The 11977-nt window shown below is 72.7% G+C and carries 13 protein-coding genes and 1 pseudogene; 3 read left to right on the top strand and 11 right to left on the bottom strand.

All coding sequences use genetic code 11. The annotated features are described in order from the left end of the window. The first annotated feature begins 9 nt into the window (after window positions 1–9). Complete coding sequence (locus tag ACN6LB_RS22495; protein ID WP_356139152.1) at window positions 10–177, top strand: hypothetical protein; 168 nt, start codon at window positions 10–12, stop codon at window positions 175–177. A gap of 11 nt (window positions 178–188) precedes the next feature. Here ACN6LB_RS22495 and ACN6LB_RS22490 read toward each other — a convergent pair whose 3' ends face one another. After that, the gene (locus ACN6LB_RS22490) at window positions 189–671 is read right to left on the bottom strand and encodes a GNAT family N-acetyltransferase (protein ID WP_445027493.1); all 483 of its coding nucleotides are present in this window, start codon (window positions 669–671) and stop codon (window positions 189–191) included. Between the two features lie 114 nt (window positions 672–785). Between ACN6LB_RS22490 and ACN6LB_RS22485 the strand changes: the two genes are divergently transcribed. Then, complete coding sequence (locus tag ACN6LB_RS22485) at window positions 786–1529, top strand: class I SAM-dependent methyltransferase (RefSeq protein WP_445027492.1); 744 nt, start codon at window positions 786–788, stop codon at window positions 1527–1529. A gap of 23 nt (window positions 1530–1552) precedes the next feature. Here ACN6LB_RS22485 and ACN6LB_RS22480 read toward each other — a convergent pair. The 5 genes and pseudogenes from ACN6LB_RS22480 to ACN6LB_RS22460 form a co-directional block, all read right to left on the bottom strand. Further along, window positions 1553–1942, bottom strand: a pseudogene (locus ACN6LB_RS22480) (MFS transporter); the annotation flags it as partial. Window positions 1943–2251: 309 nt separating this feature from the next. After that, window positions 2252–2779 (bottom strand): GNAT family N-acetyltransferase, encoded by a 528-nt coding sequence (locus tag ACN6LB_RS22475; protein ID WP_445027491.1) that lies wholly within the window; start codon window positions 2777–2779, stop codon window positions 2252–2254. A gap of 138 nt (window positions 2780–2917) precedes the next feature. After that, window positions 2918–4156 (bottom strand): hypothetical protein, encoded by a 1239-nt coding sequence (locus ACN6LB_RS22470; protein WP_445027490.1) that lies wholly within the window; start codon window positions 4154–4156, stop codon window positions 2918–2920. Between the two features lie 199 nt (window positions 4157–4355). Further along, window positions 4356–5081 carry a GntR family transcriptional regulator gene (locus tag ACN6LB_RS22465; protein WP_445027489.1) on the bottom strand — a complete coding sequence of 242 codons (726 nt, stop codon included), beginning with the start codon at window positions 5079–5081 and terminating at the stop codon, window positions 4356–4358. Window positions 5082–5218: 137 nt separating this feature from the next. Then, window positions 5219–6385 carry a serine hydrolase domain-containing protein gene (locus ACN6LB_RS22460; protein ID WP_445027488.1) on the bottom strand — a complete coding sequence of 389 codons (1167 nt, stop codon included), beginning with the start codon at window positions 6383–6385 and terminating at the stop codon, window positions 5219–5221. Window positions 6386–6666: 281 nt separating this feature from the next. Between ACN6LB_RS22460 and ACN6LB_RS22455 the strand changes: the two genes are divergently transcribed. Next, window positions 6667–7737, top strand: a complete 1071-nt coding sequence (locus tag ACN6LB_RS22455; RefSeq protein WP_445027487.1) for a phosphatidylinositol-specific phospholipase C domain-containing protein — start codon at window positions 6667–6669, stop codon at window positions 7735–7737. A gap of 9 nt (window positions 7738–7746) precedes the next feature. On the opposite strand, the gene ACN6LB_RS22450 is transcribed toward ACN6LB_RS22455, so the two are convergent. The 5 genes from ACN6LB_RS22450 to ACN6LB_RS22430 all read right to left on the bottom strand — a co-directional run bounded on the left by ACN6LB_RS22450 (window position 7747) and on the right by ACN6LB_RS22430 (window position 11861). Then, window positions 7747–8151: a nuclear transport factor 2 family protein gene (locus tag ACN6LB_RS22450; RefSeq protein ID WP_445027486.1), complete on the bottom strand. Its 405-nt coding sequence runs from the start codon at window positions 8149–8151 to the stop codon at window positions 7747–7749. Window positions 8152–8177: 26 nt separating this feature from the next. Next, the gene (locus ACN6LB_RS22445; RefSeq protein ID WP_445027485.1) at window positions 8178–9146 is read right to left on the bottom strand and encodes an acetylxylan esterase; all 969 of its coding nucleotides are present in this window, start codon (window positions 9144–9146) and stop codon (window positions 8178–8180) included. Between the two features lie 114 nt (window positions 9147–9260). Further along, on the bottom strand, window positions 9261–9827 hold the full coding sequence (locus ACN6LB_RS22440; protein ID WP_445027484.1) for a hypothetical protein: 567 nt from the start codon (window positions 9825–9827) through the stop codon (window positions 9261–9263). 133 nt (window positions 9828–9960) lie between these two features. Continuing rightward, on the bottom strand, window positions 9961–10608 hold the full coding sequence (locus ACN6LB_RS22435) for a response regulator (protein ID WP_445027483.1): 648 nt from the start codon (window positions 10606–10608) through the stop codon (window positions 9961–9963). After that, a complete protein-coding gene (locus tag ACN6LB_RS22430) occupies window positions 10605–11861 on the bottom strand; it encodes a sensor histidine kinase (protein WP_445027482.1) in 1257 nt (418 codons plus the stop codon). The genes ACN6LB_RS22435 and ACN6LB_RS22430 overlap by 4 nt, the downstream gene beginning before the upstream one ends. Between the last annotated feature and the right edge of the window lie 116 nt (window positions 11862–11977).

Below are 11977 nucleotides of genomic sequence, written 5' to 3'. Positions count from 1 at the left end.
GAGCACCCCATGACCATGAACATCACCGTCGCTGTCCTCGCCCGGCCTGCCAAGCGGGCCGCCGCCCTTTTCGCTCCGCGCACTCCGCGTCGCCCACAGCGCCCGAGCAGCACACCCCCGCCGGCCTCTGCGAGCACGCCCGACGTCTGGCTCGCCGGCCTCCGGCTGGGCGGCTGAGCCGTGCCCGGCTACGCGAGCAGGCGCCGGTGGCGCATACCGGGCCGTCCGACGAGGGTGATCTCCTCCACCGCGGTGAATCCGTTCCGTTCGAGGACCGTCCTGGACGCGGCGTTGTCGAGGGTGGTGACCGCGATGAGTGAGGAGAGCCGGTACGCCGAGGGGGCCAGGCGGCACACCTCGGCGACCGCGGCCGTCGCCGTGCCCCGGCCTGCGGCGCGCTCTGCGATCCGGTAGCCGAGTTCGGCGGCGCCGTCCGCGACGTCCACGAGATTCACGCGGCCGACCAGGTTCCCCTGCTCGTCCACGGCGACATGGAAATGGCAGACACCCGCGTCCTGTTCGGCGAGCAGTGCGCGGTGGCGCGCGGGGAACTCGGCGAAGTACGCGTCCCCGCGGTCCGACACCGACCGTGCGAAGTAGTCCCGGTTCTCCCGCTCGAAGGCGAGCAGAGCCGGCGCGTGGTCGGTCCGGAGCCTCTCCAGCGTCAACATGGCGGACAGAGTACGGATCCGTGACGGGGCTCCGCACCAGGATTGAGCAGCGCCCGACGGCTGCAGCCGTGCACCGGTGCTCTCACCGCCCTGCGCTGCCCTAAGCTGACGACGATGTTCACCCCGCAAGGTCCCACACTCCGCGAACTGGCGGTCCAGGCCCTCTCGTCCGTCGAGCGCGGTTACGACCTGTTGGCCCCCAAGTTCGACCACACCCCCTTCCGCACACCGGAGTCGATCCTCGACGCGGTGGGACGGGCCCTCGCCCGGATGGGCCCCTTCGAGAACGGGCTCGACCTGTGCTGCGGCACCGGAGCGGGCATGGACGTGCTGGAAAGGCTGTGTCGGCAGAGCGTCACCGGGGTCGACGTCAGCGCTGGGATGCTGACCGTGGGCCGGGAGCGGGTCCGGGGTGACGGGGAACCGCGTGTCGACTGGGTGCGCGGTGACGCCCGTGCGCTGCCCTTCGGGCCCGCCTTCGACCTCGTCGTGAGCTTCGGCGCGTTCGGGCACTTCCTGCCGCGCGAGCTGCCGAACCTGTTCGCGCAGGTCCACTCGGTGCTGCGGCCGGGCGGTCGCTTCGCGTTTCCGATGCCGGCACCGGCCCGCCCCAGCTCGCCCTGGTACTGGGCGCTGTTGGGCTTCGACACGGCCATGCGGGTGCGCAACGCGCTCTGGCGTCCGCCGTTCGTCATGTACTACCGGGGCTTCCGGCTCGGCGACGTACAGCGCGAGCTGGCGTGGGCCGGATTCGACGTACAGCTCCTGACGCTCCCCGAGTTCGGCCATCGGTCCGACGGCAGTCCGCGGTGCCGGATGGTCGTGGCCACCCGTGCGGACGGTCCGCGCCCGGGCTGAGACCGGTACACCCGACGGACATCAGGGAGACCGGAGCCGAACAGGTCCCCGGTAGCCCAGCTGCCGATGAGGACGATCAGCCCGGAGACGGATGACAACGCGCCGACGTAGAGGCCGAGGCGTCCGTCCGGGGCGAGGTCGGGCACCCAGGCACGGGTGGCCGGGGTGACCAGCATCTGGCCGAGGGTGAGCAGGACGACGAACCCCGCGGCCGGCAGCAGCCCAGCAGTTCCCGTCCAGTGGGCCGGGCGCACGGCCACCACTCCGAAGCCGGCCGCGATGAGCAGCAGTCCGGCGGCCATGGAACGGCGCAGGTCGAGCCGCTCGGCCGCCCAGCGCGTGACGGGCGGTTGGGCGCCCACGACCAGCAGGGACGAGAGGGCGAACAGCCCGGACAGGGGCGTCTGGGAGCCGGTCGGCCAGCGGCGACCAGGCGACGGCAGCCACGGCCAACGCGGGGGTCCACGGCCCGCTGCCCGCGACGCCGGTGACAAGAAGCCCGGCCAGGACGGGTGGTACGGCCGTGAACGTGTCCACTGCCAAACCGGACAGGCGGGGGGATGGACCCAACAGCACTCCGGCCGTCAAAGCCGCCGCGCTCACCGCCAGAGCGACGCCCAGGGTGTGCAGCCCGCCGTGCGCGACGCGGCCGACGGCGGGGGGTTCGCATGGTGTTCTTGTTCGTCCCTCTGGGTGTGTCGGTGTCGATCGGGGAGATGAGGTCAGCGCAGGGGGATCTCGAAGTGGAGGATCCGTTGGCCGCCGCCGGGCTGCTCGTCGTGCACCAGCTTGCCCAGGGACCGCCACAGGGCCTCGGCCCCCGGTGACGCCGGGTCCGTGTGCAGATAGGCCGACCGGTAGCCGCCGTCCGCTCTGGCGAACCCGATCAGCTCGCCGACCAGCCGCCGCGCGAGCCCGCGCCGCCGGTGCTCGGGATGCACGTACACCCGCCGTAGCTGAGCGGTCTCGCCCGAGGGGTAACGCTCGGCCAGCCACCGGGGGTTGGGCGGATGCGCCGGTCCGCGCGCGTCCAGCGCGGCCGTGGCGGCCACCGTCCCGTCCCGCTCGTGGACCGCCACCAGCAGCGTGTGCCGGGGAGGGACGAGGTAGAAGCGCTCGGGCTCGATGATGTCGCCGTGCCACCGGGGCACGTACCCGGTTCCGAAGTCCCGGTAGACGGTGTCGAGCATCACGGCCCGTGCCGCGTCGAGGTCTTCCGGGGCCGCCACCCTGATGCGATATTCAACCACCTGCGAATCATATGCAATAAGGAAACGGCGAGAGTGACCAGGGACGTGGCGGCGGAGGTGTCCCGGGCGCCGGGCGACCCGTATGCGCGCCGCGACTGTGCGCCGCCGCCACGTGTGGTCGTTCGCGTGGCAGTGCCGTCAGGAGGACTTGGTGCCGGTCCGGCGTCGTACGGCCAGGATCGGCAGACCGCCGAGCGTCGCGGTGACGGCCGCGGCACCGGCGACGAGCGTGGTGCCGTCGGATCCGGTGCTCGCCAGGTGGCCGTCGGCGAGGACGCCGGTGGAGCCGCCGACCGACGAGCCCGCCGACGTCGAACCCGTGGTCGCGGAGCCCGTCGTTCCGGTGCCGCCGGCGGCCTGACCCTGCGGGTGATTGCCTTCGTCGCCACTGCCGGAGCCGCCGTCGCCCGAGTCGCCGCTGCCGGTGGAGCTCTGCGAAGGGCTCGGGCTGGGCTCGGCGTTGCCGCCGGGCACGTCGATGCTGAGATGAGCGGTGTCGTTGGCGGGGTTCTTGTCGAAGGCCGGGTCGATGCCGTACACGGAGGTGGCCCGCACTTCGCCTTCGGTGTCCCGCGCGGTGTCCTTGACGTCCAGTACGAAGGCGTAGGTGAGGGACTGGCCGACCTCAAGGGTGAGGTCGGAGGGCCAGCAGACGTACTGGGGCTTGCCCGGGGCGGACGGTCCGCTCGGGCCGTCGATGTTGAAGGGCGCGCATTCCTTGGGCACCTCGACGGCGACCGTGCCGGGCGGAATCGTCACCATGAGTGCCACGGGATCGTCGCTCTCCTGGTTCTGGATCCAGCCGGGGCCGTCGTTGCGCAGTGTCGCCTTCACCGTCACGGTGTGGCCCGGACGCGCCTTCGCCCGGTCGCCGGTGGCGGCGAGGTCGGCCGTGCTGTCCGCGGTCAGGGTCAGACGCCGGTAGCTGTCCGTGTATCCCTCGCCCGGGGCCTCGCCGGTGCGTCCGGTGCCGTACTCCACGGATTCCATCAGCGCCTTGGGCAGGGCCTTGAACCGTACGGGTGTGGTGACCGAGGCGCCGGGCGGGATGACGGTGTCGAGTTCGCAGAGTGCCTGGCGGACCTGGTCCTCGACGGTCGAGTAGGTGCAGCCCTTGACCGGTTCGGGGAAGTCGAGCCCTCGGGTCAGCCGTATCCGGAACGCGACACCGTCCGCGGCCACGGTGCCGTTGTTGGTGAGGGTGACGGACTCGTCGTAGACCTCGCCGGGCTTGGGCGTGGCGCGCGGCAGCGTCGAGATCACCAGGTCGGGGCCGGCCTCCTCGGCATGCGCCACCGGAGCGGCGAGTGCGGGAACGGCGGCGGCGATCGCGAATGCGGCCACGATGGCTGCCGGGGGACGGAGGCGCTGGCGCACGATGATTCTCCTCGTGGGGGTGGGCAGGCGGCGGCCGGGCAGCGTTGGCCGTCCGGTCATGTTCTGGACACCCCGAAGGCCCCGAGGGTTGTAGTGATCCGGATGTCGGGCGCCGACGGTTCACGGACCGCCTGGCCGAGCGGGCCATTTGGGCCCGCTCGGCGCGGTGTACCTTGCCGAGTCGCTGGACGTCCCGGTGTCAGCCGGCCGCCGGAAGGGTGAACTCGTAGACCAGGGTGTCCTGTTGGGCGTCCACCAGCAGATCGGTGATCTCCAGGGGCCGGTCGTACTGGTCGTGCACGCGCCGGGTGACCCGGACGGACGGCGGGAGCTGCTGGATGGAGTCGCGGTGGTGCAGCGTGAGCCCGGCCTTGCGCATCCAGTCGTAGGCCCTGCGCAGCTGCGCCGAGGCCGAGCCGTCCGCACGGTCGCGGTAGCGGGCCAGTTCCTCGACCTCGCTGACCGCGACGGCGGAGAAGGATGTCACCGCCGTCCTGCGGCCGCTCCCGTCGGCCGCGGCGGATTCGTAGCGATGGACCAGCGTCGGCCGCCGTGGCGCCAGCCCCAGCGCCCGGGCGTGCTCGGGCGGGGGAGCCTCCCAGGTGACCGTCGTGCGGTGGACGGCGCACGGCTCGGTGGTGTGCGCGCCGACGGGGAAGTCCAGCGAGGGTATGTGCTCGGCGGTGGCGCCGGGCAGGGTCGCGTGGCTGCCGTGCCCGTCCGTGGAGACCAGGCCGCCGGCCCGCAGGACCTGCAGGGCCTGGCGTATCGTCTCCCGGCTGACGCCGAAGCGGGTGGCCAACTGCCGTTCCCCCGGCAGCCGTTCACCGGGCGCGACGGTCCCGTCCCGCAGTTCGTCGAGGAGTTGGGTGGCGATCCTCCAGTAGCGGGGTTCGTGGTCGGACAGTCGGGTGGTGCGGGCCATGTCCGCGCCTCCTGTGTGGTCACAATCCGAGCGGCTTCCTTGCGCGACCAGATCTAGCATTGGTCTAAACCACAAGGAAGGGTCGCTGGACGGTTCGGCCGGTTTCCGCCCGCGTCCACCACACCGTGCGCGTGCGCTCAGAGCGCGCTGTACAAGGCGTCGATCAGTGCCATCTTCCTTGGGTCGTCTGCGATGTGCGGGCCCATGCGGTTCATGACGTACCCCAGTGACACGTGCGCTTCCGGGTCCGCCAGACCGCACGAGCCGCCGAAACCGTCATGTCCGAAAGCCCTCGGGTTCGGCCCGTACGAACCGTTCGGTCCGCTCAGCCACAACCCCAGCCCGACCTCCGTCTCGTGTGCGAACCCGGCCCCCAGCACCAGGTCGCGGCAGGCGCCCTGGCCCTCGCGGACCCGCTCGGCCGCCTCCGGTGAGAGCACCTGGCGCCCGTCGTACGTGCCCCGCCCGGCGAAGACGCCGTACAGGGCGGCGACCGCACGCGCCGTGGCGTGGCCGTTCGCGGCCGGGATCTCCGCCGCCCGCCACCCGGGCGTGTTCGCCTCGGCGGCGCCGACGAGCGGATTGGCCAGGGCGGCGAGCGCCGCGGGCGCCAACTGGGCGAAGACCGCCGCCTGTTCGCTGGTCTCGGCGGCCGGCGGATGCACCAGTTCGGCCGCCCGGCCGGCCTCCTTCTCGGGCAGCCCGATGGTGAAGTCGATCCCGAGCGGACCGGTCACCTCCCGCTCCAGGAACGCGCCCGGCAGCAGACCCGACACGCGCCGCACCACCTCACCCACCAGGAAGCCGTACGTCAGCGCGTGATAGCCCGACCGCGTCCCCGGCTCCCACCAGGGCTCCTGCTCCGCCAGGCGCTTGACGGTCAGCTCCCAGTCGTACAACTGCGCCGCCGTGTGCGGCTCCCGCAGCCCGGCCAGGCCCGCGCGGTGCGACAGCAGATGCCGTACGAGGACCGACTCCTTGCCGGCCGCCGCGAACTCCGGCCAGTACGCGGCCACCGGCGCGTCGAAGTCGAGCAGCCCGCGGTCGGCCAGGATGTGTGCGCAGAGCGCTGTCGGCCCCTTCGACGTCGACCACACGTTGACCAGCGTCTCGCGCTGCCACGGCCGGGTGCGCGCCGCGTCGGCCCAGCCGCCCCACAGGTCGACCACGCTCTCGCCGTCGAGCGTGACGGTCACGGCCGCGCCCAGTTCCCCGCGTGCGCGGAAGTTCTCGGCGAACGCCGCACGGACCGCTTCGAAGCGCGGGTCGCAGTGGCCTTCAAGGTGTGGCGTGTGCTGGGACATGGGCCCTCCGTCGTCCGCCGGAAACCGGGATACCGGGACGCCGGTACGCGGACGGAGCGGCCCGGCCCCCCGAACGTACCGACTGGTCGGACTGGAAGGAAGGAGGGGGAAGCCACCAATCGTCGGCTCGGTCCGGCGCCACTCGCCGGTGCCACCGAAGGCCGGGATCCGGCCGGCCGGGGTCCCGTCGCGCATCCGTCATCCCGCCATCTGCCGGATGTCAGCCAACACCCCTACTCTGCTCCCCAGTTGACCACCGAGGTGCAGGAGGCAAGGGGACCATGCGGAGACAAGTGAGGGTGCTGACCCGTACCGGGACGGCCGTGGCGGCGGCAGGTGTGCTCGCGCTGGCAGCAGGACCGCAGGCGACGGCCGCGGCCCCAGCGGCGACCACCGCGGATCTCACGTACGCGTCCAGCACCTGGGTGGGCGTCCACAACGCATACGACAAGGCGAAGTACCCGTACTTCGCCGACGCGCTGGACTCCGGCGCCGGGATGCTCGAACTCGACGTGTGGACCAACGTGTTCGGCTCCTCCTGGCGCGTCTCGCACAGCAACCCGCTCGGCAACGACAACAACTGCGAGAACGCCGCGAGCGCCACGGAGCTGCGCACCAAGTCGCGCAACCGCGACCTCGGCGGCTGCCTCGCCGACATCAAGGCCTGGCACGACGCGCACCCGGGCCACCGCCCGATCCAGCTGAAGATCGAGATGAAGGACGGCTTCCAGTCCAACAACGGCCGCGGCCCGGCCCAGTTGGACGCGCTGCTCGCCGCCAAGCTCGGCGACGCCCTGCTGCGTCCCGCCGACGTCGTCGGCTCCCACACCGACCTCGACTCGGCCGTCCGCGCCGACGGCTGGCCCGCCCGCTCCGCCCTGGCGGGCAAGTTCGTCGTCGAGCTGATCCCCGGCACCGTCGAGGAGGGCAACCCCCTCGACACGCTCTGGACCGACCGCGAGTACGCCACCCATCTGCGCGACCTCGCCTCCGCCGGCCGGCTGCGCGAGGCGGCCGCCTTCCCCGCCGTGCACGGCGCGGCCACCGGCGACCCGCGCACCCGCTACACCGACACGACGATCCGCCCCTGGTTCGTGTTCTTCGACGGCGACGCCGCCACCTACGCGAACGGCACCATCGACACCGCCTGGTACGACGACCGCCACTACCTGGTCGTCATGACCGACGCCCACAACGTCCCGCCGGCCATCGACGGCACCAACCCCACCCAGGCCCAGGCACTGGAGCGCGTCACCCTGCTGGCCACACAGCACGCCAGCGTGGTCTCCGCGGACTGGTACCCCCTGCCCGCCGTCCTCGCCACGGTCGCACCGCGCGGGACGGCGGGGTGAGGCACCTGCCTAGGTGAGGAACAGGGGGCCGGCGGGTTCCTGGTGGCCTGCGGCGGTGTGCCAGTAGTCGCGGGTCTCCACCGCCTGCCCGGCCGCGTCGAAGCGCACGAAGACGCAGCCCGCGAGCGTCACGGGTTCCCCGTCCTCCTCGGCGAGGACGCGGAACTCGGCGACCGCGAGCCCGTCCCGGCCGACGACGGGCTCGGAGAACCGGACGTCGACCGTGCGCTCGGACGCGAACGACCAGCGCACGTAGGCCGCGAGTTCGTCGCGGCCTACGTGCGGCTCGCGGAACGGCATCGAGCGGTGCACGCACTGCGGGGCGTACAGCTCCAGGATCGCGTCCACGTCGTGGGCGGCCCAGGCTCGTTCCCACACGCGGACGAAGCGGTGCGCCGCTCCAGCCGTGTCCATGACGCTCGCTCCTCGCAGGTCGCGGGTCAGAGGTGCCGGGGGAGCCAGCGCAGCTTCGCCGCCTCCTGGAAGGGACCGCCGCCCTCGTGGTCGTTGAAGTCGTACACCTCGATCGTCTTGTTGTCGTCGGCCCAGTTGTTGAAGGCCGCGAAGACCGTCGACGGCGGGCAGGTCACGTCCTCCAGGGCCACCGAGAACAGCGCGGGCGCCCGGCCGCGCGACGCGAAGTGCACGGCGTCGAAGTAGGACAGCGTGCGCAGGACGCGCTCGGTGCGGCCGCGGTGGGTCTTGAGGTAGTTGCCGATCTCCCGGTAGGGGTCGCGGTCGGTGATCGTCGTCGCGCGCGGGAAGTCGCACAGGAACGGCACGTCCGGCGCGACCGCGGCCAGGTCGGGGACCAGACCGCCGACCGCGATCGAGATGCCCCCGCCCTGGCTGGCGCCGACAACCGCGGTGCGGGCCGCGTCGGTCAACGGGTGCGAACGGGCCGCCTCCACGGCGCGTACGGCGTCGGTGTACACCCGTCGGTAGTAGTAGTTCTCGGGGGCGTCGATGCCGCGCGTCATGAAGCCGGGGTAGGCGGGGGCGCCGCCGACCGGGTCCGCGGTGTCGCCGCCACCGCCCCAGGCGCTGCCCTGGCCGCGGGTGTCCATCACGAAGTGCGCGAAGCCCGCCGCCGCCCACAGCAGATGGGTGTGGGGAAGGCCGCGGCCGCCGCCGTAGCCGAGGAACTCGACGACCGCGGGCAGCGGCGCGTTCGCCCAGGCCGGGAGCGTCAGCCAGCCCTTGACCGGGTGCCCGCCGAAGCCCGCGAAGGTCACGTCGAACACCTTGACTGTCTTCAGGTGCGTCTCGACCGGTTCGAAGCGGGCGTCCAGATCGTGCTCGCGGGTCTCCTGCAAGGTCTTCGCCCAGAAGGCGTCGAAGTCCTCCGGCTCGGCGGACGCGCTGCGGTAGCTGCGGAGTTCGTCGAGCGGCAGGTCGAACAAGGCCATGAATGACCACCTTTGACGTCAGGAGTGCGGATGATCACACCGTACGTGGGCCCACCGGGAGGCCGCCAGGCCTTCTCCCCGCGACTGGCCCCGGGCACGTGGAGGAGGCGGGGCTCAGCCTTCCTTCGGGTGCGGGACCACGGTCACGTCGAGGGTGAAGGCGACGCGCGCCGCGCCCGCCACGTCCGGCGCCTTCGCCATGGCGGTGACCTTGGCCGCACCGGCCCGGGTGCCCGCGCACCGCACTTCGGCGCGGGCGGTGCCGTCCGGGCCGACCTGCCATCCGGAGGGCAGGACGAACACCGGGGCGGAGCTGTGCACGGCCGTCCACCGCTTGTCGTCGATGCGGGGCCGCAGGACGAGGGTCACCACTGTCCCCGGCCGGGCGCACAGCCGCTGTTCGACCGCGTCGCCGGGGGAGACGGTGACCTCCGTGTGCCCGGCGGCACAGGGTGCCGCCGAGGCGGACGGCGTGGGGGCCGAGACGGACGGGCTCGGCACGCTCGGGCTCGCGGGCCCGCTCGCGGACGAGGAGGCGGACGTCCTCGCCGACGCACCGGTCGACGGCCCCGGCGAGCGGTGCCCGGACGGACCTCCCGCCGGCCCGTCGCCCGTTGACGCACCACAGGCCGCCAGCACGACCACTCCGGCGGCGGCCCACCAGCCCGCGCTCCGCCGCATCCCAACACCTCCAGGGCCAGCCTGCTCCTACGGACAACAGCATGCCTCGACACCGTCGGGAAAGTCCGCGGACCGGATCCGGTCCCGCTCGGCCGGGCGTTTCAGGCCGGCCGCGACCACCCCACCCCGGCGGTCAGTTGAGATCGAGCAGCCCCCGGCGGACAGCCTCCGACACGGCGGCCGCCCGGTTCTCGACCTTCAGTTTCCGGTAGATGCGCACGAGGTGGGTCTTGACGGTCGCCTCGCTGAGGAACAGGGACTGGGCGATGGCCCGGTTGCTGAGCCCCTCCGCCATCAGCCCGACGACCTCGACCTCGCGTGCGGTCAGGTCTTGATCGGGGCTGACCACTTGGCCGACCAGCTCGCCGACGACCTCCGGCGCGAGGGCCAGGGCGCCGGTGGCCGCGCCGCGGACCGCCCGGAAGAGCTCCTCGGGCGGGCCGGCCTTGAGGACGTAGCCGCGGGCGCCCGCCTCCAGCGCGCGCACGATGTCGCCGCGGCCGGAGTAGCTGGTCAGCATCAACACCCGTACGCCCGGGGCCTCGACAGCCAGTCGACGGACCGCCTCGACGCCGTCGATCCCGCTGCCCGGCCCGGCGAACCGCAGGTCCATCAGAACGACGTCCGGCGTCGCGGAGACGGCGAGGCGGACGGCCTCCTCGCCGCTGGCCGCCTCCGCGAGCACAGCGAGGTCCGGCTCGCCTTCGAGCAGGGCCCGCAGTCCGGCCCGTACGACGGCGTGGTCGTCGGCGATCAGCAGCCGGACGGGCGGGGTGGTCATCCGGCTGCCACCGAGGTCAGGGCGGTGACGGGTTGAGCAGCCGGGTGGGCGGGCACGACGGCCCGCACCCGGGTGCCGCGGCCCGGCGCGCTGGTCACCCGCAGATCGCCGCCGCAGTCCAGCAGCCGGGCCCGGGCCGCGGGGAGGCCGAAACCGCGGGTCGGCCGGGTGACCTCGCGGTCCCCGGCGGGATCGAAACCCGCGCCGTCGTCGCGCACGTCGAGTTCGACGCGGTCCGCATGGTGGTGGAGCGTGACCAGCACGTTGGCCGCGTGCGCATGTTCCCGTACGTTCGCCAAGGTGCCCTGCGCTACCCGGAACACGGTGGTGGCGGCCTGTTCGTCCAGGGCGGGCAGAAGGTCTCCCGTCGATTCGAACCTCACCCGCGCCGCGGTCCCGTCCCGCCCTGCCTGGGCGCACAGCAGTCGCAGCGACCCTTCGAGCCCGGATTCGGCGACGGCCGAGGGAGTGAGGTCGTCGATGATCCGGCGGGTCTCGGTGAGATGGGCGTCCAGACCATCGGCGACCGCACGGACCCGGGTGCGTGCCACGCCCGGCCGCTGCTCCCAGTCCCGCTCGGCCGCCTGGAGCAGCATCAGGCTCCCGGCGAGTTCCTGGGCGAGTGTGTCGTGCAGGTCCCGGGCGATCCGCGTGCGCTCCGCCAGCACTCCCGCCCGGCGCTGCTGGTCCGCCAGGACATCGCGCGTCCGGTGCAACCGCTCCAGGAGCAGCCGACGTTCCGTGGCGTCCCGCTGCTGCGCTCGGTAGAGGGCGACGGTGCCCCAGACGGCCGCCACCGGGATCAGCGCCATCTCGGGGTCGAACCCGCCGGTGGCCACGACGAGTTGGCTGCCCAGTACAACGGTGATCGCGGCCACCGCCACGACGGCTGTACGACGTCCGAGCGCGCGCAGCGCCGCGCACGCCAGCGGAACGGCGCACCAGGCATACGCGGAGGTCAGCGGTGCCGGGACGAGCAGGACGAGGATCGCCCAGAGCAGCAGCAACGTCAGGGCCCAGGCGGACCGGCCGCGGGGACCGAGCCGGTCCCACACCGCCAGGCCGCCCGCGTACACCATCGCCAGCAGGCCGCTGACGATGACCATGTCCCAGCACAGTGCGCTGCGCAGGGCGGTGAGCCGCACGACGGCGGCACCGACGACCACGAAGAACACGAGGTGCGAGACGTGTTCCAGGGTGATCCGGATGCCGCGAACCGGCGGCGGTTCGTGGGTACGAGCGCGGTCGGGCACGGCAGATTCCCCTGGACGGACTGATCCACTCGGACAGGGCGTCCGAGTCTATCCGCGGCCTGTATGACCAAGGTGAAGAGCGGGACGGCCGCCCTGAACCGTTGGGTGGCGCGACG

It is taken from the genome of Streptomyces sp. SAS_270 (genome assembly GCF_052543295.1).
Note: the sequence above shows the minus strand (reverse complement) of the source record. Positions and strands in the feature narration are given on the sequence as shown.